The organism is Bacillus sp. FSL E2-8900, from assembly GCF_037966225.1.
Lineage (GTDB): Bacteria > Bacillota > Bacilli > Bacillales > Bacillaceae_G > Bacillus_A > Bacillus_A cereus.
In genome coordinates this window covers 608,443-631,945 of sequence record NZ_CP150193.1, presented here as the reverse complement: position 1 = coordinate 631,945, position 23,503 = coordinate 608,443, and the positions used below count along the sequence as shown (strand labels likewise).

Genomic DNA, 23,503 nt, shown 5'->3' with positions numbered 1-23,503 from the left:
TGGGCATACAACCTTTTTATTTCGTATATCGATACACAATTGATTCATATGGTCTTAAGTTAAGTTTTGCAATATCCTTGCTAGCATCTTTATAATTCGACAGTAGTACTTCTTGTTTCATTCCATCTAATTGAACGTGCGCTGGTACAGAGTACGTTATTTCTTCTCCATAGAAGTTATTTATAACAAGTAGTACTTCACTTTCTGTAGTACGAGTATATGCCCAAATTTTAGGGTCATTTTTATCCAAAATAGCATATTCTCCTTCTGTAATTACATCATACGTTTTTCTAAGTTCTATTAACTTTTTATAATGATAAAATACGGACTCTTTATCTTCTAATGCCTTCTCTACGTTTATTTCTTTAAAGTTTTCAGCCACTGAAATCCAAGGTGTACTTGTTGTAAAGCCACTGTTCATCTCTTCATTCCACTGCATTGGAGTACGGGAGTTGTCACGAGATTTTTGCTTTAAAATCCCTATAATCTCTTCTTTTGATAACCCTTCTTTTAGCTTTATATCGTATATATTTAACGATTCCACATCACGATATTGCTCGATGGACTCAAATTTAGGATTCGTCATACCGATTTCTTCCCCTTGATAAATATAAGGCGTTCCTTGCAGCATGTGCATGGCTGTCGCTAACATTTTTGCAGATTCGTTTCGGTACTTTCCATCATCACCAAAGCGTGACACGATGCGAGGCTGATCATGATTACACCAAAATAACGCATTCCATCCTCCGCCCTTTTGCATTTCAATTTGCCAGTTAGACATAATCTCTTTTAATTTAATAAAATCAAACTCTGCTTTCGTCCACTTATCACCATTCGGATAATCTACTTTTAAATGATGGAAACTAAACGTCATGCTTAATTCATTACGCTCAGGATTAGAATATTTAATACAATTATCAATTGTCGTAGATGACATTTCTCCAACTGTAATGACATCTTTTCCTGCAAAAACATTTCGGTTCATCTCTTGTAAATATTCATGAACACGCGGACCATCTGTATAATACTTGCGTCCATCACTTGTCGCAGTACTACCTTCATCGTTTAAGAAACATTGGTCTTTTGAAATTAAGTTAATGACATCTAGTCGGAATCCTGTTACTCCTTTATCCAGCCAAAAACGCATCATATCATATACTTCTTCACGAAGTTTTTCATTTTCCCAATTTAAATCAGCTTGTGTTTCATCAAATAAATGTAAATAATATTGCTCCGTCTTCTCATCATATTTCCAAGCAGATCCACCAAACTTAGACTGCCAATTATTTTTTTCATCACGCCAAATATAGTAATTACGATATGGACTATTTTTATCTTCTTTCGCTTCTTTAAACCACTTATGTTCAGTCGAACTATGATTTACAACAATATCAAGCATAATCTCAATGTTACGTACTTTCGCTTCTGCTAAAAGCTCTTCAAACTCTTCCATCGTTCCGTAAGATGGATCAATGCTGTAGTAATCACTTACATCATATCCATTATCATTTTGTGGTGATTGGTATATCGGTGTTAACCATATATAATCCACTCCGAGTTCTTTTAAATAATCTAGTTTCTCTGTAACACCTTTTATATCCCCGGTTTCTCTATTGTAATAACTATTAAAGCTCTTCGGATAAATTTGATAGACTACACTTTTATGCCAATCCTTCATGTTTAACTTCCTCCTACTTCTGTTTGACTCTTTTTGCAAATAACCATGTTAAAGTAAACGGGATTACAACTGCAATAATCATTCCTACAATAAACATTGGAATCGATTTCGGAATGATAGAAATAAATGCTGGCAATCCGCCAATTCCGATAGCAGGCGCTAATACACCATTTAATGTAATGAATATCGCTGCCACAGCAGATCCTATAATCGCTGCATAGAACGGGAACTTATTTCGTAAATTCACCCCAAACATCGCTGGTTCTGTAATACCGAAGTATGCTGAAATGGCTGATGTTGATGCCATACTTTTATCATTTTGATTTTTAGAAATCCAGAACATCGCAAGTGCCGCACTACCTTGCGCAATGTTAGAAAGAGCGATCATCGGCCAAATAAATGTCCCGCCATGTTGTGCAATCAATTGTAAATCAATTGCAATAAACATATGATGCATACCTGTAATTACAAGCGGTGCATATAACGCTCCAAATAATACTGCTCCAACTACTGGTACTGTTTCATATACACCTACTAATCCTACTGTTAATAAATCTCCAATATGACGTGTAACCGGACCGATAATTCCTAGTGCTAACACACCTGTCACAACGATTGTTGTAATTGGTACAACTAATAATTGAATTGCATTTGGTACATGTTTCTTTAAGAAAATTTCCACTTTACTTAATACAAATGCTGCTACTAAAACAGGTAAAATTTGTCCTTGATATCCTACCTTCTCAATTTGGAATAGTCCTAAAATATTGAAGTACTCAATCTTTTGACCCTCTAAACCAGTCGCTGCTTTTCCATAGTCCCAAGCGTTTAATAAGGCCGGGTGTACAAGCATTAATCCCATAACAATCCCTAGTATTGGACTACCACCAAAACGCTTCGTTGCTGACCAACCGACAAGTGCTGGTAAGAATACGAATGCTGTATTGGCCATCATATTAATTAAATCCCAAAGCCCGCCTAAGTTCGGATAAACATCTAATAAATTTTTCCCATCAAAAAATAAGTCCTTTGCGCCTAATAGATTGTTAATACCCATTAGTAAACCAGCTGTTACGATCGCTGGTAATATCGGCATAAATACATCCGAAAATATTTTCACAAACTTTTGAGCTGGATTTAACTTCTGATTTCCAGAGTCTTTTACGTCCGCTACAGTCGATTCTTTCATACCTGCAAGCGTTATCAATTCAGCGTAAACACGATCTACATCCCCTGGACCAATTACAATTTGAAATATACCAGCGTTATGAAACGCTCCTTTCACTAATGAAACAGACTGTAATTTATCATTATCTATTTTACTTTCATCTTTTAAAGCGATACGGAGCCTCGTCACACAATGTGCAGCTTGTTCAATATTGTCTTTCCCACCAATATACTGCAACACTTCCTCTGCTGTTTTACGATAGTCTTTCCCCATATTCCCGTCCCTCTTTTCTTTTTTTGATACCGTTTACAATTACATATTAACTCGTATATATAAGTTAGTCAACACTCGTATATACGAGTTTGTGTTTTTTTTATAAAAAAAAGAGATGAAACAATATTTTGTTCCACCTCTTTACTTCCTGCGTGCCACATCCGAAAAGTGAAAAATATCTAAACGGTGGCGTGATTCTGTATATTCAAACTGACTTCCATCATACAAATGTGTAAAGTTTTTCACAACGACAACATAGTCTGTTCCATTTAAATCTAAATACTTTCTGTCATCCTCTGTACATGGCTGTACTTCTATTACCCTCTGCGAATAACTAATATGTAGCCCAAGCTCTTTCTCGATGTATTTATAAATCGATGCAGTTGCAATTTCTTTCGTTAATCCTGGAATAAACTCAGATACAAAATGATTTATATCTAAAATTACTTTTTCTCCATCAATATTTCGTACACGTTTAATATGGTCAATCTCTGTTTTTTCTTTTACATTTAATAATTTCGCAATTTCTTTTGTGGCTTTTTCTTTGTCCATTTCCACAACTTCCGTAATACAATGACGTCCCAAACGTTCATTTTCTTCTTGGAAACTTACAATACCGCCAAAATTAAATTCAATATTTTTTCGCTTTAAAACAAAAACACCTTTCCCATGAATTTTTTGCACATATCCACGCTCTTGCAGTAAATCTACAGCTTTTCTTACCGTGCCTCGGCTTGCCTCATACTGCTTCATTAATTCTGTTTCTGATGGGATTTTGCATCCCTCTTTTAATTGTTTATTATCAATAGATTTACTGATTTCTGTATAAATTTGTTCATACTTACTCATCATCTACAATAGCCCCTTGTCACCTTCTAATTCTATATGTATTATAACATGCTTCACTCTTCTGCCAATCTCTCACTTATTTTCCAGTACAAGAAAAATATAGGTAAATATTTAATCTTTAAAACGTATTTTTATAAAAATTTTTATATTTTTCTTTTCATTCAAAAAAACATGTAGTATACTAACTTCAAAATCAGAGGAGAAAGGGAGCAAAGAACTATGCTTACTTATACAACAACTGTAGTTACATTTGCACAAAAACATCATCATCATCATACGTAACCCTTGAAACCTAGCGGAAAAATTACGCGTAGGTACAAGGGTTATTCCCGTTGTACCTACGCTTTGGCGAAAGAGCCATGTAGGTATTTTTTTATCTACATGGCTCTTTTTTTATTGTCAAAAAGCTAGTAAAAAATGATGTTTAAGCAAAACTTACTACAAAGGAGTTAACAAAAATGGAAACGAAAAAATGGGGATTATGGGTTTTAACAGCATTTGTTATCGGGAATATGGTTGGCGGTGGCGTATTTATGCTTCCAGCAAATTTAGCACAAGTATCAGGGCCAATGGGTTCTACACTCGCATGGAGTATTACAGGCCTTGGCGTATTTATGATTGCACTTGTATTTGGAAATTTAGCGATTCGGAAACCAGAATTAAAAGCTGGACCACAAAGCTATGCTCAAGCGATGTTTCCTTCAAAAAAAGCTGGTAAAATTGCAGGATATAGTATGGCATGGGGATATTGGGCTGCTAACTGGGCTGCAACAGCATCTGTTATTATTTCCTTTGCTGGATATTTATCAACATTCTTTCCAGTTTTACAAAGTAAGCAAATTCTTTTTTCAATAAATGGATTTTCACTGGAACTCGGAAAAGGATTAACTTTCCTCGTATGTAGCCTTATGCTGTGGGGAATTCAATATATTCTTTCTCAAAATATTGATCGAGCTGGAAACATGAATCTACTTGCTACCATTGCAAAAATTATTGGATTTACAATGTTTATTGTAATTACATTATTCATTTTCAACGCCTCTAATTTCGGAGACGGTCAAACCTTTATGAATGAAGCAGGACAATCAATCTCATTAGGTGGACAAATCAATTCAGCTGCTATTGCAACACTCTGGGCATTTATCGGTATTGAATCAGCAGTTATGCTTTCTAATCGTGCAAAATCACAGCGCGATGTAAAAAAAGCTACGATTTTCGGATTAATTATCGCTCTTCTTATTTACATGTCAATTACTTTACTTACAATGGGAGCTCTTCCGCAAGATGCTTTAAAAGAGTCTCAAAAACCATTAGTAGACGCATTAAATTTAGCAATTGGAAATAAAGGTGCATATATAATGGCTTTACTCGCTCTTATATCTTTATTTGGATCTACAGTTGGCTGGATTGTTGTTAGTTCAGAGGTACCTTACCAGGCAGCAAAAAATGGACTTTTCCCTAAGTTTTTCGGGAAAACAAATAAAAAAGGTAGTCCTGCAAAATCATTATTGATTACAAATGTAATGACGCAAATTTTCTTATTTTCAACGATTTCTGGTACTGTTTCAGAAGCGTATAGTTTCGCTATCGTCGTAGCAACATTAGCCTATTTAATTCCATACCTTGTTTCTACCTTGTACCAATTAAAATTAGTTATTACAGGAGAAACGTATGATATACTGCCAGGATCTCGAGTAAAAGATGGAATCATTACTACATTGGCGTTGGTATACTCCATTTGGGTTATCAAAACGGGAACTGCTGATTTAAAAACGTTCTTCTTAGGAATTGGATTGTTCGTATTAGGTCTTATTCTTTATCCAGTACTAATGAAAGACTCACAAAAAACGGATTAAATAAAGAGAAGCTGCTGGCTTCTCTTTTTTATTAAAAATCTGTAATTAACTTTTCTTTTAGCTCTCCTACAGATAAAGGTTTCGCATAATAAAATCCCTGTACATAATCACAGCTCATTGATTGTAACAAACTCTCTTGCTCTACTGTTTCTACTCCTTCAGCAACTACTGCTAAATTTAAACTATGAGCAATTTCAATAACAGATTTTACAATCGTTCGTTCTGGTTGTGCGTGATCATAATGAAATTCACGAATAAAATTACGATCAATTTTTACAATATCCAGTGGTAGTTGTTTTAAATAATATAAGGAAGAATAGCCAGTTCCGAAATCATCCAAAGCAATTAAAACACCCATATTTCTTAATTCTTGTAATGTAGCAATAATATAATCAAAATGGCGGACTGCAATACTTTCCGTTATTTCTAATATTAAACGGTTCGGAGGAAAACCAGTTCTCTTTAAAATGCTACGTACTGATAAAATAAAACGTTTCTGCATTAATTGTTGTATAGATAAATTCACAGATAACTTTAGTCCTTCTTGATAATTCGGCAATGTTTTAAACAAGCGACATGATTTTTCTAATACCCAGTCTCCTAGTTTTATAATTAGTCCAGACTCTTCAGCTACAGGGATAAATTCGCTTGGTGAAATAGGTCCGTCTTCTGTCATACAACGTACTAGAGCTTCTATACCAGAATATCTCTTCGTTTTCAAATCAATAATAGGCTGCAATGCTACATCTAACTCTTCATCACGAATTGCCTTTTGCAAAGCAAACTCAACTTTCATTCTACGATTTATTTTCGCGCGTAGCTCATCTGTAAAGAAACACGCAGCGTTTCTCCCCTGTTCTTTTGCACTATACATAGCTAAGTCAGAGTTTTTCAATAACGTTTCCACATCTTGTCCGTCTTGTGGATAAGAACAAAGTCCTAGACTAGCTGAAATGTATACTTCATGGCCTTCCAGCATAAATGGTGCCTGAAAACATGACAACACAGATGTCGCTAACTGACTCATATCATCTTGTCTATGATTTTTTGTTAACAGCACAAATTCGTCGCCACCTAGCCTAGCCAGAACATCTTTCTCTCCTAGTACATAATGCAACCTTGAAGCAACTTCACTTAAAAGTAAATCCCCTATCATATGACCTAATGTATCATTTACTAATTTAAAACGGTCCAAATCAAAGTAAATCATACCAAATTCTTTTTTATCTGCAATCAATTCGTTAACGGTCGTTATTAATTGTAAACGGTTAGGCAAACTCGTTAAAGCATCATGATAGGCAAGTTCCCTATAACGACTTTCACTTAGCCGCAATCTATGTTCCGCTTCTTTTCTACTACTAATATCATTTCGAATTGCGATAAACTGGTATGGCTCTCCTTTTTCATTTAAAAATGGAACAATTGTTGTTTTGACCCAATAATATGTACCATCTTTTGCTCGATTCCGAATCTCACCTGTCCATACTTTCCCATTCAAAATACGCTTCCATAAGTCTTGAAAAAAGGTTTTTGGATGATGTCCTGAATTTAAAATACGGTGATCTTTTCCAATTAATTCTTCTCTTTTGTATTTAGAGATTTCACAAAATTTATCATTTACATATGTAATAAGACCTTTTCGATCTGTAATTGCAACAATTGAAGACTCATCTAATGCTAACTTTAAATCTCGCAATGAAGAGTCATATAATGCATGACCTCTCTGTTCTAGCATGCGCATCTCTCCTTGCTTCTATCTGACTAAAACACAACCTGTTTCTCTTCATAGAAATAGAGATATTTCATTTTCTAATACTAGCCCATTACATAAATTATCTTTTTGAATAGACCGATTAAAATAACATAATATTATTTGTAATAAAAAGCAATATTATACCGTTCTAATTATAAATAGTAGCTTCTCATCTCCCTAATTATTTCGCACCTTATTATACTGCAATCCCTTTAAGTGGCTCTATGCAAGCCTTGTTTCCAACTAATACCACTCACATCTGATCTCTTTGTTTTTAATAACGAAATAGAAATTAGAACATACTACATAACTATTCACGAATAATAATATAAAACTCTACATCAATGTATATGTTTTTGAATTACAATAACAAAATATTAACATATTTTCACCTTAATTTTGGAAGTATTTTATAAATAAATACCGTATTAAACTAAAAAAGAGGATAGCCTCTTTTTTAGTTTAATACGAATATGGTATTTGCTGATAACCTGGGTATGGCATTGGATACGTTACAGGATATGGCGACGGATAAGCTACTGGATATGGAGCCGGATAATACCCTCCACTTGTTGCACCTGTTAATGCACCAGCTGTTAGTCCGCCTAACACTCCTCCTGCAAAGCTTCCAGGGAAAAATCCGCCTCCCCATGAACTACCACCACCCCAGCCCCATCCGCCTCCGTGATGATGATGGTGATCATAGTGATTGTGTCCTCCATGGTGATGATGTCCACCGTTATGATTGTGCCCACCATGATTGTGTCCTCCATGATGATTTCGATAATACAATCCATTATTTTCTATATAATTCATGTTTCTCCGCTCCTTTTCGATTTTTTCATTTTCATATGCGTTAAGAGTGGGATAAAAAATGGGATAGTACACTGTATGTAGGACAAATGCGGAAAGTATAGGTGAAATGTCTATATTTTGTAAAAAAAGCAAAACACCTTATAATAAAGATGTCATATTACATCTTCTATTTAAGAAGTCTATATTGAAAAAAGATTAGGGGAATTATATAGAAATGAAGAAGCCTATCGTTCAATTACTATTAATATTTACAATTGTATCTATCGTTCTGTTCCTATTAAATACATCGTATATCTCGTTATATACATTTGTCGGTGCTCTATGGTCCATCACAATCGTAGGAATTTCATTCGTTATTTTTATAGAAAATAGATCTCCACAAAGTACATTAGCATGGTTTTTAGTATTAGCACTTCTTCCTATTATAGGTGTGCTATTATACGCTATTTTCGGGCGCAGCCGCTGGAGAAGAAAAAAACATCTCCATCGTTCAGAAGAACAAAGAAAATTATTCCGTGAAATATTAGAAGGAAGAAGACTAGAGTTATTACTCACAGTCCCACTAAATGAACGTTCCATACATTTAACAGAAGTCATACAAAAATTTGGAGGCGGTCCTGCTGCAGATAAAACAACTACAAAACTTTTAACAAACGGAGATCAAACATTTTCAGAAATTTTGCGAGCTATAGAGCAAGCAAAACATCATATACATATTCAATACTACATTTATAAATCTGATGAAATTGGTACAAAAGTTCGAGATGCTTTAATACAAAAAGCAAAAGATGGTGTTATTGTACGCTTCCTTTATGATGGCCTTGGAAGTAATACGTTAAGACGACGATTTTTGCAACCTATGAAAGAAGCTGGGATTGAAATTGTAGAATTTGACCCTATTTTTTCAGCTTGGTTACTTGAAACTGTCAATTATCGTAACCATCGAAAAATTGTTATTGTAGATGGCGAAATTGGTTTTACCGGAGGACTCAATGTCGGTGATGAATATCTTGGCCGTTCCAAGAAATTTCCTGTTTGGCGTGATAGTCATTTAAAAATAGAAGGAAAAGCATTATATAAATTACAAGCAATCTTTCTAGAAGACTGGCTCTATGCCTCTAGTGGTTTAAATACTTATTCCTGGGATCAATTCATGAATAGACAATACTTCCCAGGTAAAGAGATTTCAAATGCAGAAGGTGCTGTTCAAATCGTAGCAAGCGGACCAAGCTCCGATGATAAAAGTATTCGTAATACATTATTAGCTGTTATGGGCTCTGCAAAAAAATCCATTTGGATCGCTACACCCTACTTTATTCCAGATCAAGAAACTTTAACATTATTACGCTTAAGTGCAATTGCCGGAATAGATGTACGGATTTTATATCCAGGTAAAAGTGATAGCATCATTAGTGATCAAGCATCTCAATCCTATTTCACTCCGCTTTTAAAAGCTGGTGCTTCTATTTACAGTTATAAAGATGGTTTTATGCATGCAAAAATTGTACTCGTTGATGATACAATTGCAACTATTGGAACAGCGAACATGGATGTACGTAGCTTTGAATTGAATTACGAAATTATTAGCGTGCTTTATGAATCAAAAACAGTTCACGACATTAAACGTGATTTTGAAGAAGATTTTAAACATTCAACTGAAATTAAATGGAACTCTTTCCAAAAAAGAAGTATAAAAAAACGCATATTGGAGTCTTTCATGAGGCTCATTTCTCCTTTACTGTAGGCAATCAACTTCATCTTGATTGCTTTTTCTTTTCCCTTTATCCTCCTTCCTTTTCTTTGCATACCATATTAAAACAAGTTATCATAAGATGTATTACTTTATGAAAATAATGTTAGGTGGGAAATACATGTTAGAACAATTTCATATACATGCTGATTTAAAACAACAGCTTTCTACGATTCATGAAAAGAATAAACAAGAAGCTGGTGAAAATGCACATTTAATCGGAACGAAAATATATAAAGCGTCTGATAATAGCATTATTGAAGATGCGATTACAGCACTTCTTCTTGGCAAGAACATTCTATTAAAAGGACCGACTGGTAGTGGTAAAACAGTACTAGCGGAAACTCTTTCTTCTTTATTCCAAAAACCAATGCATAGCATTAACTGCTCTGTCGACTTAGATGTAGAGGGTATTTTAGGATACAACACACTACAAACGAAAGATGGTGCATCTGAAGTTTCATTCGTTAACGGTCCTCTTATGAAAGCAATGAAGAACGGTCACTTCCTATATATTGACGAAATCAATATGGCAAAACCTGAAACGTTACCACTTCTTCACGGCGCATTAGATTACCGTAAAATGATTACAAACCCATTTACACAAGAGGTTGTATACGGTGATGACGAATACCGTGTAATTGCTGCGATTAACGAAGGTTACGTTGGAACAAGTGAACTAAATGAAGCGTTAAAAAACCGTTTCGTTATTATTGAAGTTCCTTACATTCAAGGTGATACATTAAAAGAACTATTATTAGCAGAATCAAAATTAAATGATGTTGCAACAATTGAAAAGTTTGTTGCATTTGCAAGCGACCTTATGCCTTTAGCTCGCGATGGACGTGTAAGTGAAGAAGCAGCAAGTATTCGTGGTATTATCGACGCATGTGATTTAGGTGTATATATTCCTGTTATGCGAGCGATTGAACGAAGCATAATTGCAAAACTTAATGATGAAACAGAACAAATGACTGTCCGTGAATTAGCAGAAAGTTATTTCTTTGAGGGATAATTTATGAGACAAATTTTTAGTGACAAAAAAATTGATGCGTCGCTGTTTCTACAAATGGAAAACTTAATGTATGCCCTTCTAAAAGAAGACGATGCCTATCTTGAATATGGCTATAAAGCATACTACGACGAAATTGAAAAGAAAGTTGTCATTAGTCACTTTTGGGATGATCGAAAAGAAGAAGATACAGTAATCGGATTAAAAAGCGAAGTGTTTTTAAAAGCACTTGGTAATAAACATTACTCGGACATGACTTTAATTCGTTCTTATGCGATTGAATTGCAAGAATCGCCCCTAAAAAAGTTTTTAACACAATTATTTGTTCTATTAGAAGATTTACGCGTTGAGGAAATCGTAAAGAACTTACGTCCTGGCACGAAGCATGTTTTTAAACGTCGAAAAGAAATGTACCGCAATTATTTCGGCTCTCAAAATGAAATAAACCGTGTTCGTAATTATCACGGTGATCGTCTATTTTGCCTATGCTATCTTTCATTAACTAGCGATAAATACGAAATGTTTAATAATGAATATTTTGAGCAAATTGAAGCGATTTTACATGAAACATTCCAAGCACGTAATACAGAAGATATTATGTATATCGTTGAGAAAATTCGCTATCGCTTAGAGGCGCTTCTTGAAAGCGATATGCTTAACAACTATTTCGGACATGCTCCACTTTACTTATCTGTCCTTGCAGACGAAAAGAACTGTCGCGTCGAAGATTTAGCAAATGATGATACGCAGCTTATAGATGACGATGAAAATAAAAACAAAATGGATGAAAGTTTCTCCACATGGCATCGTGAAAATAAAAATAACGAAAACGAGAACTTTTTACGCTTTGAATTAGAAAGCGGAACAAAAACTAATATGATGGGTGATACTGCCCGTGAATCAGAAGATGGCGACCAAGCACTTGGTTCTGTACAAGGTACTTCACAAAAAAGTACACAATCCAACTTTGATGGCGCTGATACAGAAGAAGCAAGGGCTTCACACGCTTCTAGCCAGCACGACGGTGCATACGGTAAGTATAATGTAGGTGCTTCTCATACATTTAAAGAAGCTCGCAAACCAAACTCAGATGAGAAAAAAGATTACCAAGCTATCAAATCAGTCGTCAATAAAGATGTAAAAGAATTAAAGAAAATTATCGAAAAAACAATTGAAAATAAAACGAATGCGAATAGTGATAAATATTACGGAAGACTTCGTAAGAAATTCCTTCGTATTTATACCGAAAAACAACCGCGTATGTTTTATAAAAAAGGACAAGAGTCACAAGAACTCGATGTTGCATTCCAACTATTAGTTGACTGTTCTGGTTCTATGTATAACAAAATGGAAGAAACGAAGAAGAGTGTTGTACTATTCCATGAAGCTTTAAAGTCTTTAAAAATCCCGCACGCTATTAGCGGATTTTGGGAAGATGCCTCTAGCGCTAAACCTGAAGATAAGCCGAACGTTATCCATGAAGTTGTAAATTATAAAAACTCAACGTTGCCAAACGTTGGTCCAGAAATTATGCAACTTCGTGAAGAAGAAGATAACCGCGACGGATATATTATTCGTATCGTTTCTGAAAAACTTGCCAAAAGACCTGAGAAACATAAATTCTTACTAGTCTTCACAGACGGTGAGCCTTCTGCGCTAGACTATCAACAAGACGGAATTTTAGATACGCATGAAGCTGTTAAACTCGCGCGTAAAAGTGGTATGGAAGTAATCGGTATCTTCATCGAAGAAGGCGAAGCGAAAGAAGCAACTTATCAATTGATGAAAAACATTTATAACCATCACTTCTTAGTTGCAAATCATGCTGAAGATTTACGATTGAAGATTAAACCATTGCTGAAAAAACTATTACTGAAGACGATTGAATAGAAAATAGGAGCCTTGTGGCTCCTGTTTTTTCATTCAATTACTTTGTTTCTGGTTGAAACTTGTATGGAATGGCTACTTCTAATAAAGATTCAAATCCTCCGTCATAGTATGGGAAACGCTCATTCGCAATTGTTCGATCTACCCACTCTATTGCAGAAATTTCACCTTCATCTTCCGCAATAAGTTCCCCTTTTACTACATTCGCTCGGAATGTAAAAAATAGTGCATGATTCCCTGATTCTTCAAATAATTTTTCATTGATCGCAACAAGCCCCCCAGCCAAGGCGGTTAAACCTGTCTCTTCTTTCACTTCTCTTATTAGTGCTTCCTCTAATATTTCACCTTTTTCCACAGCCCCACCTGGCAATGACCAAACGTTTTGTTCTACATTATGTACCATTAATATTTTATCTGTTTCTTCGTCATGTATTAGTGCGTATACGACATCAACTCTTTGCATAAGACTTCTCTCCTCCCAAAAATAATGAAGAGCCGATTCCTAAGAATCGACTCTTCCTATTAATTCATCACTAACTCAGCTGTGAGCTTTTTTTTTAACTTAGCCAGCATGTCAGTTGTCATTTTGTCTAAATCGTATTCTGCTTTAAAGCCCCACTCTTTCATTGCTGCTGTTGCGTCAATAGAGTTCGGCCAGCTATCAGCAATTGTTTGACGAGCTGGATCTACTGCATAATCCATTGTAAACGTCGGAATGTGTTTACGAATTGACGCTGCAATTTGCTCTGGCTCGAAGCTCATTGCTGTAATGTTAAATGCATTTCTATGCACTAGCTTACTTGGATCAGCTTCCATTAATGAAATGATCGCTTGTAAAGCATCAGGCATATACATCATGTCCATATATGTTCCTTCAGCAATGTATGAGGTGTATGCACCTTTTTTAATCGCCTCATAATAAATTTCAACTGCATAATCAGTCGTTCCGCCTCCTGGAGGCGCTACGTAAGAAATTAAACCTGGGAAACGGACACCGCGCGTATCTACGCCAAATTTTTGATGATAATAATCACACAGTAATTCTCCTGCCACTTTGTTTACCCCATACATCGTAGTAGGACGCTGAATTGTATCTTGCGGTGTATTATCTTTTGGCGTTGATGGACCAAATGCACCGATAGAACTTGGCGTGAAGAACTTACAGTTTAATTCACGAGCTGCTTCTAGAGCATTTACAAGTCCACCCATATTTAAATTCCATGCAAATAACGGATTTTTTTCTGCTGTTGCTGAAAGTAAAGCTGCTAAATGAATAATTGTATCTACTTCATTACGCTTTGCGATATCATGTAGTTTTTGTCCATCTGTTACATCTAACGTTTCAAATGGACCAGACGTTACTACTTCACTATCTGTTTCACGAATATCTGTTGCAATAACATTTGATGCGCCGTATACATCACGAAGTTTCATTACTAGTTCAGAACCAATTTGCCCTAAAGAACCGGTTACTAGAATTTTTTTCATTTTCCCCACTCCTCATTTGCAAGCTATTCAAAAGATGTCGTTACTTAAATGATGCCCATTTCTTTTCCTACTTTTTCATACTTAAGAATTGCTTCATCTAACATTTCTTTCGTATGAGCTGCTGTAGGCATATTACGAACGCGCCCTGTTCCTTTTGCTACAGTTGGGAACACGATAGATTTTGCGTATACACCTTCTTCATTTAGACGTTTACTAAATTCTTGTGTTAATACTTCGTCCCCAATGATACAAGGTGTAATTGGCGTTTCACTTTCCCCAATGTTAAAGCCAAGTTCTTTTAATCCTTGTTTTAAGTAGCGACCATTTTCCCATAAGCGATCGTGTAACTCTGTGCTTTCCATTAAGATTTCAATTGATCTCATGCAAGCTGCTGCATCAGCTGGTGTTAATGCTGTAGAGAATAAGAATGGACGTGAACGAACTTTTAACCAGTCAATTAAATTTTGTTTCCCTGCTACATATCCACCAATTACCCCAATTGCTTTTGATAATGTACCAATTTGGAAATCAACTTTATCAGAAAGACCGAAGTGCTTTACAGTTCCTGCACCTTTTCCAAGTACACCTGAACCGTGTGCATCATCTACGTATGTCATTAAATCTAACTCTTCTGCAATCTCAACAATTTCTGGTAGTTTTGCAACATCTCCATCCATTGAAAAGACACCGTCTGTAATTACCATTAATTTATTGTAAAGACCTGATTCTTTCGCCGCAATTGCTTTTTGGCGTAAATCTTCCATATCCGAATGTTTATAAACAATAATTTTTGCTTTTGATAGACGACTACCATCAATAATAGAAGCATGGTTTAATTCGTCTGAAAGAATTGCATCATTTTTATCCATAACAGCTGAAATCGCTGCCATATTACAGTTAAATCCTGATTGATAAGCAATTGCTGCTTCTGTATGTTTAAACTTTGCAATTGTTTCTTCTAACTTAATATGCAAATCTAAAGTACCGTTAATTGTACGAACAGCCCCTGCTCCAACACCGTACTTATGAATAGCACCAATTGCTGCTTCTTGCAAACGGCTATCTGTTGCTAATCCAAGATAGTTGTTTGAAGATAAGTTAATATATTCTTTTCCGCCAATTGTAATGATCGGTCCATTTGAACTCTCAAGCGGATCAATTACGTTATAAAGCCCCTTTGATTTTAAATTCTCTAAATTTTCTTCTAAAAATTTCGCAAGTGTTTTACTAGACATCGTGAAGCCTCCCATCGTTCATGTAAGCGGATTATTGTCTTAATAGTTCTAATAATCCCTCTACTAGCTTAACACGTTTTCAGAATTTATTATAGAAAAATAGTTTAAAGTAACCGCTTACAATTTTAGATTATATATGATTCATTACAATAAATCTATTATTTACTTTTCATATTTGATAGAATTAAAAAAATATTTCCGGAGGTTTCAAACATGGCATTTACAGAATCTGATGTATACAATAACACAGCATTTTTCGAACAATATATGAAACGAAGATACCGAGAAAATAGCCCAAATGAATCCATTGAAAAACCAGTATTCTTTCAGCTCATTGGTCATGTACGAGGAAAACAAATTCTCGATTTAGGCTGTGGTGATGCTAAGTTTGGCGCGGAATTATTAGAAAAGGGATGCTACTCTTACACCGGCATTGAAGGCTCTGAACTTATGTATGAAAAAGCTAAAAAACAACTAGAAAATAAAAATGGATCTGTTCATTTTTTAAACCTCAAAGATTATACCTACCCCTCTTCCACTTTTGATTTAGTAACATCTAGACTCGCCTTACATTATATTGAACATCTTGATACCATTTTTCAAAATGTGTTTCAAACTTTAAAAACAAATGGCACCTTTACCTTTAGCGTTCAACATCCCGTTATTACTTCTTCGTTTGAAAGCTTACAAACAAGTGGTAAAAGAACGAGTTGGCTCGTCGATGATTACTTTAAACTAGGCAAACGGGTTGAACCATGGATTGACCAAGAAGTTATTAAATATCATCGTACAACGGAAGATTATTTCACATTATTACAGCAAGCCGGATTTACCATTACATCATTAAAAGAAGCTACACCAAATCCAACCTATTTTCAAAATGAAGAAGAGTATAAACGTCGCTTACGTATTCCTCTCTTCCTCTTATTTTCTTGTACCAAATAAAAAAACGATGAATCACTCATCGTTTTTTTATCTCATTACCTGAGCAACTTCTTTAACTACACGTCTTCCTCTTCCGTGAGGTATACAAAGTGGTGTTCCAAACAACGGATCCGTACTAATTTGACACTCCATTCGGAATACATCACGTACTAGTTTCTCATCTACCACTTCTTCAGGTTTACCTTGTGCATATATTTGTTTATCTTGAATGGCTACAATGTTATCTGCATAGCGACATGCTAAATTTAAATCGTGTAATACCATAACAATTGTTCTTTGTTCTGTTTCATTTAATTCGAATAATAAATCTAGCACTTCAATTTGGTGAGTCATATCTAAATATGTAGTAGGCTCATCCAGTAAAATAATATCTGTATCTTGTGCAAGCGTCATTGCAATCCAAGCACGTTGTCGTTGTCCACCTGAAAGAGCATGCACATCACGCTCAGCAAATTCTGTCATACCTGTTGCTGCAAGTGCCTTCTGTACCATTTCCTCATCTTTTTCTGACCACTGTTTCAGCCATGTTTGATATGGATAGCGTCCTTGTTTTACAAGTTGCAATACTGTAAGCCCTTCAGGTGCTTGCGGTCCTTGCGGTAAAATTGCCATTTGACGAGCAATTTGCTTCGTTTGCATACTTTGAATAGCTTGATTATCTAACAAAATGTCACCAGTTGTTGGCTTTAATAATCTAGCTAGTGAACGTAATAAAGTTGATTTCCCGCAACCGTTGGAACCGATAAAGATTGTAATTTCACCTTTTGGAATTTCTAAATTCAACTCATCGATAATAATTGTTTCACCATAAGACAACGTCAAACGTTTCGTCTCCAATGCTTTTTGCATATTCATCTCCCTTTATGAATTCCGACTTTTATAAAGTAAATAAATAAAATAAGGTGCACCAATTGCTGATGTAAATACCCCTGCTGGAATTTCAAGTGGTGTGAAAACTGTACGCCCAATTAAATCTGCAGCAAGTACTAGAATTGCACCAACAATAGCTGCAACTGGGAGTAATGCACCGTATAAAGAACCAACTAGCCTTCGTGAAATATGAGGTGCCATTAAACCGACAAATCCAATTCCTCCGGCGAAGGCAACTGCTCCCCCAATTAAAGCCGTACTAAGTAATAACATGAATACGCGTGACTTCGTTAAAGGAACACCAAGTCCTACCGCAATATCATCCCCTAGCTCTTGCGCATTTAAATGTCTAGCAGCTATAAATGATATTACCGTTAAAATGAGAACCCACGGTGCAAGCACCATAACGTTTTGCCATGAAGAACCATAAACAGTACCTGTAATCCATACATTCGCTTGACTCGCTTGATAAATTGGTGCTAACAACATAAACAAAGTCGTTGCCGCTTTCGTTAATGCCCAAAACCCCACACCAATTAAAACAAGACTAATCGGCGATAACCCGTCATTTCTCCATGCAAATAAATATACAAAAAGCGCCACAATCGTTGCCCCAACAAAGGCTGCTAACGGCATATAATGAATGCTTACAGTTAGCGCATTATTTTTATCACTAAATATAGCTAAAAACAATACAACTGCAACACTTGCCCCGCCCGTAATCCCGATGATATCCGGAGAAGCAAGTGGATTTCGAACGAGACCTTGTAAAATACATCCTGCTACAGCAAGCGCAATTCCTACGAGGATGGCAATTAAAATACGCGGCATACGAAACTTATTTACAACCATGTTAGACATCGCATCGCCATTTCCAGTGATCGCTTGCCATACATCATAAGGAGCAATTTTCATGTCTCCCATACCTGCGCTCGCAAAGAATAATCCTATTAAAACAACTAGTAAACTTAACAAGACGAGACAAGCTCGTTTATACATTAAAAACGAGAGCTCACCTTTTCCTATACGAAACGGAATATATTTCTTCATTTGCTAAGCCCTCTCTTACGTGCAATATAAATAAAGAATGGAGCTCCAATAAATGCTGTCATAACTCCTACTGGTACTTCTTGTGGCATAATGACATATCTTGCTGCTATATCAGCCGATATTAGTAGTATTGCACCTAACAATCCGCTATAAGGCACTCTCCATCTGTGGTCAACTCCAACAAGAAATCTCGCAAAATGCGGAGTAATAATTCCAATAAATCCAATTGGGCCAGCAACCGCAACCGAACCACCAGACAACAGTACAATAATAAGTAACACGAATGATTTCATTAAAATTGTTCGTTGTCCAAGTCCTTTCGCGACGTCTTCTCCCATCATCAATGTATTTACTTTCCCTGCCATCATAAGAGATGCAATCCATCCTATTAATAAATATGGGAATACAGATTGTAAAATTTCTAACTTTCTCCCTTGCACAGATCCAGCAAGCCAAAATAATACCTCTTCAAGTGCTTTTTCATTTAACACAAGTAATCCTTGTGTTAATGATGAAAATAACGCACTAATTGCGACCCCTGCTAACGTTAACTTAAGAGGAGTAGTTCCTTCTTTTCCTAAAGAACTAGAAGCAAATACAAGTACAGCTGCAACCGCCGCTCCTAAAAAGGCAATCCATGTGAAAGCTGATAATGATGTTACTGAAAAGATTACAATTGCTACAACTATGAAGAACGCAGCACCTGAATTTAATCCAATAAAATCTGGAGAAGCAAGTGGATTCTTAGTTAAAGTTTGCATAAGACAACCAGCAATGGCTAAACTAGCACCAACACTAGCTGCAATTAACGCCCTAGGCAGACGTACATTTTGAATAATAATATGTTCATTGGAACCGTTAAAATGGAAAAAAGCATCCAATGCTAGTTTCCAACTCGTATTTGTATATCCAAAAATAATACTTCCCCAAATACAAATAACGACTGCAATGATTCCAACAAATAATCCAATCCATTTTGCTCGATTTGTTTTTAATAACATGCAGCGTTTCCCCTTCAATGTATAATGATACGTTGTTAGTGTATTTCAACTTAATTCTCATTGTCAACGGAAATGAGAATTATTTTCACCCATATGTATTGACAATCAAAAGATAAAGGCTTAATATCATGCTTGCTATTGAAAAATATTCTCAACATGTAGGGGGTACATAATGAATTTCATGCGGAAGAAATCGTTTACAGTATTTGTATTTTTACTAGCATTTTCAATGCTTTTAAGCGCTTGTGGAAAATCAAATAACAAAGAAGAATCTACAAAAGAAGATAATAAAAAAGAAGTGGTTACTGTAGAACATGCAATGGGTAAAACAGAAGTTCCTGCTAATCCAAAACGTGTAGTTATCTTAACAAATGAAGGAACTGAAGCTTTACTTGAATTAGGTGTGAAACCAGTTGGTGCTGTAAAGTCTTGGACTGGTGACCCATGGTATCCACATATTAAGGATAAAATGAAAGATGTAAAAGTTGTTGGTGATGAAGGACAAGTTAACGTTGAAACAATTGCTTCTTTAAAACCAGACTTAATTATCGGTAATAAAATGCGCCACGAAAAAGTGTACGAACAACTAAAAGCAATTGCACCTACTGTGTTCTCAGAAACATTACGTGGTGAATGGAAAGATAACTTCAAATTTTATGCAAAAGCATTAAATAAAGAAAAAGAAGGTCAAAAAGTTGTAGCTGATTACGAATCACGTATAAAAGATTTAAAAGGCAAACTTGGCGATAAAGTAAACCAAGAAATCTCTATGGTTCGTTTCATGCCTGGTGATGTTCGTATTTATCATGGCGATACATTCTCTGGTGTTATTTTAAAAGAACTTGGATTTAAACGTCCTGGAGATCAAAATAAAGATGATTTTGCAGAGCGTAACGTATCTAAAGAGCGTATTTCTGCTATGGATGGTGACGTATTATTCTACTTCACATTCGATAAAGGAAATGAGAAAAAAGGATCTGAACTAGAAAAAGAGTATATAAACGATCCTCTATTTAAAAATTTAAATGCAGTAAAAAATGGTAAAGCATACAAAGTTGATGACGTTATTTGGAATACAGCTGGTGGCGTAATGGCCGCTAACCTACTATTAGATGACATCGAAAAACGCTTTGTTAAATAATATTTCCTTAACCAGCTCCCTTCTGTGGAGCTGGTTATTTTTCAATTCACTTAAATGTCACATTATTTCGTTTTGTATTTTTATTCCCAATATGTTATATTGAGAAAGTAAATAGAATATATTTTCTTTATATCAGAATAAATATTTTAATCTAAATTTTCTGATTAATCACTATTTTATTTTCTTTTAGAATTCAATTATTACATTTGAAAACGCTTATCATCTCGTTTTCAGGGCAAAATACAGTAACGGTCGAAGAAAAATAGAACTTTTTTAGAAATTTTCTTTCTATTTCCATATAATTCTATTGACTTCTAAATATTTTGTAAATTAAAATGATTACATAAATATCCGTTATACAGGATTAGGGGGAAACAAAAATGGATGCAGCTTTAAAATTAGACAAAGCTGGAGAGCAACAATCACCAAAAAAACATCCACCAGGGTTGTACTTGTTGTTCTTAACAGAAATGTGGGAAAGATTTAGTTATTATGGAATGCGTGGCCTTTTAGTTCTTTATTTAACAACTGCTGCGGTTAGTGGCGGGTTAGGATTTGATAAGGCATTTGCAGTGCAATTATACGGTTATTTTACAGCAGCAGTATATTTCATGCCAATTCTTGGCGGATGGCTAACTGATCATTACATTACAAGACGTCATGCCATTACTCTCGGCGGAATTATTATGGCAATCGGTAACTTTGTACTATTCTCAATGAACACAAAAACAGGACTTTTCCTTGGATTAATATTATTAGTTATTGGTAATGGATTCTTTAAACCAAATATTTCTACACTGTTAGGTGAATTGTATGATGAAAATGATTCACGTCGTGACAGTGCATTTACTATCTTCTATATGGGTATTAACGTAGGTGCTTTCTTTGCTCCACTTATTTGTGGATTTTTAGCAGAAGACTTCTTTAAAACAAGCGTTGATGGCGTTATGGTTATGGGATATAAATACGGATTCTTAGCAGCTTGTATCGGTATGATTGTTGGGCAAATTGTTTTCAACTTATTAGCTCCTCGCTACCTTGGTAAAGCTGGAACAACAGTTGTCGGTAAAAAATCAAAAAATCAACCTACAATTGAAAAGAAACCTTTAACAAAACAAGAAAAAAATCGCACTTGGGCAATTGTAATTTTAACTTGTTTCGTAGTATTCTTCTGGGCAGGCTTTGAACAAGCTGGTAGTTCTTTAACACTTTATACAGATAAATTTGTTGATCGTACAATTTTCGGATGGGAAGTGCCAACATCTTGGTTCCAATCCGTTAATCCAGCGTTCATCGTACTCCTTGCACCATTCGTATCTATGCTATGGTTAAAACTTTCTAAATCAAAGCGTGGCGATTTAAAAATACCAACAAAAATGGCATTTGGTATGATTTTACTAGGTATAGGTTACCTGGTTTTAACATTAGCGGTTCTAAAAACCGGAAGTAGTGAAGCTGATATAACTGTTAAAGCAAACTTATTATTCATCGTTATCACTTATATGTTCCATACAATTGGAGAACTATTCTTATCACCAATCGGATTATCTATGGTAAGTGCAATTGCACCTGTTAAATTAGCATCATTATTAATGGGTGTATGGTTAGCTGGTTCAGGTATGGCTAACTGGTTAGCTGGTAAACTTGCTTCCTTTACACAATCATTAGGATACCTTGAAGTATTTGCAAGTATCGGGATTATCGTTATCGTCTTAGGATTTGTACTTCTTCTATGCTCTAAAAAAGTTGCAAGTATGATGGAATAACAAAAAGACGCTTCTAAAATTAGAAGCGTCTTTTTTATTATTTCTCCTCTAAAGCTGTCACGTCCACATGAACGCTCTCACCAGGATTAGATACATCATACACTTGAGCACTCCCCTTCTGCTCATCACAGCTCTCAATCCATACTGGTACGCCCTCATATGTAACGTCAATTCTACTTGAAGAAGATAAGATTTGTTTCACACGTTTTACATCCATACTACTATCCCTCCTTTTGCTTACTACACTCCTTTCTATTTTTTCTTTTCCTTTTAGAATATATTCCGTAAGGCAGCATGTTGATTGATAGTCATTTCTTCCTCACATGCTAATATTTACTCTCTCGCTACCTTTCTGACAAATAAAAAAAGACGTATATTCTACACGTCTTTTTCCATAATATTCAAATTTTAAGAAAATAATGTTTTTACTACCGCACTTACTTTATCATTATGGATTTGATAATACACTTCTAATCCTCGTCTTTCAAAGCGTACTACTTTATTTTGCTTTAACTTCGTTAAATATTGTGAAACAGTTGATTGTGGAATTTCTAATACTTCCTGTAGCTGTGTTACATTACATGTTCCTCTTTGCATAAGTTCCATTACTAGACGTAGACGAAGTGGGTGAGCTAACGCTCTTAACATTTGTACATCTTCTTCTGAAATACGACATTCGAATTGATTTTGGCTCATAAAGTTCCCCTCATTTTCGTTTTTATTTGCGTTTTTATGTTCTTTTTATTTATTTATATATCTGTTCTTATATTTCCTGTTACGACATAACTTTATCAACCTATAAAGCCGAAAAAATTTTCCATCTTTATCAGCAAAAATTCAGGAAAAAATCCTTGCTGATTTTGAATATTATACTATATGATATAACGAAAAAGCAAAATAATGGCCTACGAATACTTTGCTTGCAAACGTTGTTTTATCAGGCTTTTTGTTATATTTTCACCTCA

The 23,503-nt window shown here is 35.2% G+C and carries 20 protein-coding genes; 7 read left to right on the top strand and 13 right to left on the bottom strand.

Annotated elements, in window-relative coordinates:
* Positions 1-16 precede the first annotated feature (16 nt).
* From treC to treR, 3 genes are all read right to left on the bottom strand, one after another.
* Positions 17-1,678, bottom strand: a complete 1,662-nt coding sequence (treC, locus tag NST90_RS03180) for an alpha,alpha-phosphotrehalase (RefSeq protein WP_046392346.1) — start codon at positions 1,676-1,678, stop codon at positions 17-19.
* Between the two features lie 13 nt (positions 1,679-1,691).
* Entirely contained in the window at positions 1,692-3,119 is a 1,428-nt protein-coding gene (treP, locus tag NST90_RS03175) for a PTS system trehalose-specific EIIBC component (protein ID WP_000513935.1), read from the bottom strand.
* 141 nt (positions 3,120-3,260) lie between these two features.
* On the bottom strand, positions 3,261-3,971 hold the full coding sequence (gene treR, locus NST90_RS03170) for a trehalose operon repressor (protein WP_000987242.1): 711 nt from the start codon (positions 3,969-3,971) through the stop codon (positions 3,261-3,263).
* 455 nt (positions 3,972-4,426) lie between these two features.
* Here treR and NST90_RS03165 point away from each other — a divergent pair, with 455 nt between their 5' ends.
* On the top strand, positions 4,427-5,824 hold the full coding sequence (locus tag NST90_RS03165; protein WP_283748118.1) for an amino acid permease: 1,398 nt from the start codon (positions 4,427-4,429) through the stop codon (positions 5,822-5,824).
* 31 nt (positions 5,825-5,855) lie between these two features.
* On the opposite strand, the gene NST90_RS03160 is transcribed toward NST90_RS03165, so the two are convergent.
* On the bottom strand, positions 5,856-7,559 hold the full coding sequence (locus NST90_RS03160) for an EAL domain-containing protein (RefSeq protein WP_000893345.1): 1,704 nt from the start codon (positions 7,557-7,559) through the stop codon (positions 5,856-5,858).
* A gap of 480 nt (positions 7,560-8,039) precedes the next feature.
* Entirely contained in the window at positions 8,040-8,393 is a 354-nt protein-coding gene (locus NST90_RS03155) for a hypothetical protein (RefSeq protein ID WP_001106379.1), read from the bottom strand.
* Positions 8,394-8,607: 214 nt separating this feature from the next.
* Between NST90_RS03155 and NST90_RS03150 the strand changes: the two genes are divergently transcribed.
* The 3 genes from NST90_RS03150 to NST90_RS03140 all read left to right on the top strand — a co-directional run bounded on the left by NST90_RS03150 (position 8,608) and on the right by NST90_RS03140 (position 13,045).
* Positions 8,608-10,137 carry a cardiolipin synthase gene (locus tag NST90_RS03150; RefSeq protein ID WP_000743030.1) on the top strand — a complete coding sequence of 510 codons (1,530 nt, stop codon included), beginning with the start codon at positions 8,608-8,610 and terminating at the stop codon, positions 10,135-10,137.
* 127 nt (positions 10,138-10,264) lie between these two features.
* Positions 10,265-11,158 carry a MoxR family ATPase gene (locus NST90_RS03145; protein WP_000892973.1) on the top strand — a complete coding sequence of 298 codons (894 nt, stop codon included), beginning with the start codon at positions 10,265-10,267 and terminating at the stop codon, positions 11,156-11,158.
* A gap of 3 nt (positions 11,159-11,161) precedes the next feature.
* On the top strand, positions 11,162-13,045 hold the full coding sequence (locus tag NST90_RS03140) for a VWA domain-containing protein (protein ID WP_001248851.1): 1,884 nt from the start codon (positions 11,162-11,164) through the stop codon (positions 13,043-13,045).
* A 37-nt stretch (positions 13,046-13,082) separates the two neighbouring features.
* Here the strand turns inward: NST90_RS03140 and NST90_RS03135 are convergent, their stop codons facing one another.
* The 3 genes from NST90_RS03135 to NST90_RS03125 are packed head-to-tail and all read right to left on the bottom strand — an operon-like array spanning position 13,083 to position 15,765.
* On the bottom strand, positions 13,083-13,505 hold the full coding sequence (locus tag NST90_RS03135) for an NUDIX hydrolase (RefSeq protein ID WP_044306390.1): 423 nt from the start codon (positions 13,503-13,505) through the stop codon (positions 13,083-13,085).
* A 59-nt stretch (positions 13,506-13,564) separates the two neighbouring features.
* Positions 13,565-14,530, bottom strand: a complete 966-nt coding sequence (locus tag NST90_RS03130) for an L-threonine 3-dehydrogenase (protein WP_000723125.1) — start codon at positions 14,528-14,530, stop codon at positions 13,565-13,567.
* 44 nt (positions 14,531-14,574) lie between these two features.
* Positions 14,575-15,765: a glycine C-acetyltransferase gene (locus NST90_RS03125; protein ID WP_046392345.1), complete on the bottom strand. Its 1,191-nt coding sequence runs from the start codon at positions 15,763-15,765 to the stop codon at positions 14,575-14,577.
* Positions 15,766-15,978: 213 nt separating this feature from the next.
* Here NST90_RS03125 and NST90_RS03120 point away from each other — a divergent pair, with 213 nt between their 5' ends.
* Complete coding sequence (locus NST90_RS03120) at positions 15,979-16,710, top strand: class I SAM-dependent methyltransferase (RefSeq protein ID WP_000885978.1); 732 nt, start codon at positions 15,979-15,981, stop codon at positions 16,708-16,710.
* 27 nt (positions 16,711-16,737) lie between these two features.
* Here the strand turns inward: NST90_RS03120 and NST90_RS03115 are convergent, their stop codons facing one another.
* Genes NST90_RS03115 through NST90_RS03105 form a run of 3 tightly spaced genes read right to left on the bottom strand, consistent with a single transcriptional unit; the run spans position 16,738 to position 19,631 of the window.
* Positions 16,738-17,559 carry an ABC transporter ATP-binding protein gene (locus NST90_RS03115; protein ID WP_001167963.1) on the bottom strand — a complete coding sequence of 274 codons (822 nt, stop codon included), beginning with the start codon at positions 17,557-17,559 and terminating at the stop codon, positions 16,738-16,740.
* Between the two features lie 12 nt (positions 17,560-17,571).
* Positions 17,572-18,630 (bottom strand): iron ABC transporter permease, encoded by a 1,059-nt coding sequence (locus NST90_RS03110; RefSeq protein WP_000760054.1) that lies wholly within the window; start codon positions 18,628-18,630, stop codon positions 17,572-17,574.
* Complete coding sequence (locus tag NST90_RS03105; RefSeq protein WP_046392344.1) at positions 18,627-19,631, bottom strand: iron ABC transporter permease; 1,005 nt, start codon at positions 19,629-19,631, stop codon at positions 18,627-18,629. Before NST90_RS03105 ends, NST90_RS03110 begins: the two co-directional genes overlap by 4 nt.
* Before the next feature lie 172 nt (positions 19,632-19,803).
* Between NST90_RS03105 and NST90_RS03100 the strand changes: the two genes are divergently transcribed.
* Together NST90_RS03100 and NST90_RS03095 are read left to right on the top strand one after the other, a co-directional pair.
* Positions 19,804-20,772, top strand: a complete 969-nt coding sequence (locus NST90_RS03100) for an iron-siderophore ABC transporter substrate-binding protein (RefSeq protein WP_001010274.1) — start codon at positions 19,804-19,806, stop codon at positions 20,770-20,772.
* 380 nt (positions 20,773-21,152) lie between these two features.
* Positions 21,153-22,538, top strand: a complete 1,386-nt coding sequence (locus NST90_RS03095) for a peptide MFS transporter (protein ID WP_000338327.1) — start codon at positions 21,153-21,155, stop codon at positions 22,536-22,538.
* A gap of 37 nt (positions 22,539-22,575) precedes the next feature.
* Here NST90_RS03095 and NST90_RS03090 read toward each other — a convergent pair whose 3' ends face one another.
* Both NST90_RS03090 and NST90_RS03085 read right to left on the bottom strand, forming a co-directional pair.
* Entirely contained in the window at positions 22,576-22,755 is a 180-nt protein-coding gene (locus NST90_RS03090; RefSeq protein WP_000382679.1) for an acid-soluble spore protein H, read from the bottom strand.
* Positions 22,756-22,946: 191 nt separating this feature from the next.
* Entirely contained in the window at positions 22,947-23,234 is a 288-nt protein-coding gene (locus NST90_RS03085; RefSeq protein WP_283748117.1) for a metalloregulator ArsR/SmtB family transcription factor, read from the bottom strand.
* Between the last annotated feature and the right edge of the window lie 269 nt (positions 23,235-23,503).

Coding starts and splice junctions, on each gene's coding strand:
- treC (WP_046392346.1), bottom strand. CDS start 1,678: ATGAAGGATTGGCATAAAAGTGTAGTCTATCAAATTTATCCGAAGAGC.
- treP (WP_000513935.1), bottom strand. CDS start 3,119: ATGGGGAAAGACTATCGTAAAACAGCAGAGGAAGTGTTGCAGTATATT.
- treR (WP_000987242.1), bottom strand. CDS start 3,971: ATGATGAGTAAGTATGAACAAATTTATACAGAAATCAGTAAATCTATT.
- NST90_RS03165 (WP_283748118.1), top strand. CDS start 4,427: ATGGAAACGAAAAAATGGGGATTATGGGTTTTAACAGCATTTGTTATC.
- NST90_RS03160 (WP_000893345.1), bottom strand. CDS start 7,559: ATGCTAGAACAGAGAGGTCATGCATTATATGACTCTTCATTGCGAGAT.
- NST90_RS03155 (WP_001106379.1), bottom strand. CDS start 8,393: ATGAATTATATAGAAAATAATGGATTGTATTATCGAAATCATCATGGA.
- NST90_RS03150 (WP_000743030.1), top strand. CDS start 8,608: ATGAAGAAGCCTATCGTTCAATTACTATTAATATTTACAATTGTATCT.
- NST90_RS03145 (WP_000892973.1), top strand. CDS start 10,265: ATGTTAGAACAATTTCATATACATGCTGATTTAAAACAACAGCTTTCT.
- NST90_RS03140 (WP_001248851.1), top strand. CDS start 11,162: ATGAGACAAATTTTTAGTGACAAAAAAATTGATGCGTCGCTGTTTCTA.
- NST90_RS03135 (WP_044306390.1), bottom strand. CDS start 13,505: ATGCAAAGAGTTGATGTCGTATACGCACTAATACATGACGAAGAAACA.
- NST90_RS03130 (WP_000723125.1), bottom strand. CDS start 14,530: ATGAAAAAAATTCTAGTAACCGGTTCTTTAGGGCAAATTGGTTCTGAA.
- NST90_RS03125 (WP_046392345.1), bottom strand. CDS start 15,765: ATGTCTAGTAAAACACTTGCGAAATTTTTAGAAGAAAATTTAGAGAAT.
- NST90_RS03120 (WP_000885978.1), top strand. CDS start 15,979: ATGGCATTTACAGAATCTGATGTATACAATAACACAGCATTTTTCGAA.
- NST90_RS03115 (WP_001167963.1), bottom strand. CDS start 17,559: ATGCAAAAAGCATTGGAGACGAAACGTTTGACGTTGTCTTATGGTGAA.
- NST90_RS03110 (WP_000760054.1), bottom strand. CDS start 18,630: ATGAAGAAATATATTCCGTTTCGTATAGGAAAAGGTGAGCTCTCGTTT.
- NST90_RS03105 (WP_046392344.1), bottom strand. CDS start 19,631: ATGTTATTAAAAACAAATCGAGCAAAATGGATTGGATTATTTGTTGGA.
- NST90_RS03100 (WP_001010274.1), top strand. CDS start 19,804: ATGAATTTCATGCGGAAGAAATCGTTTACAGTATTTGTATTTTTACTA.
- NST90_RS03095 (WP_000338327.1), top strand. CDS start 21,153: ATGGATGCAGCTTTAAAATTAGACAAAGCTGGAGAGCAACAATCACCA.
- NST90_RS03090 (WP_000382679.1), bottom strand. CDS start 22,755: ATGGATGTAAAACGTGTGAAACAAATCTTATCTTCTTCAAGTAGAATT.
- NST90_RS03085 (WP_283748117.1), bottom strand. CDS start 23,234: ATGAGCCAAAATCAATTCGAATGTCGTATTTCAGAAGAAGATGTACAA.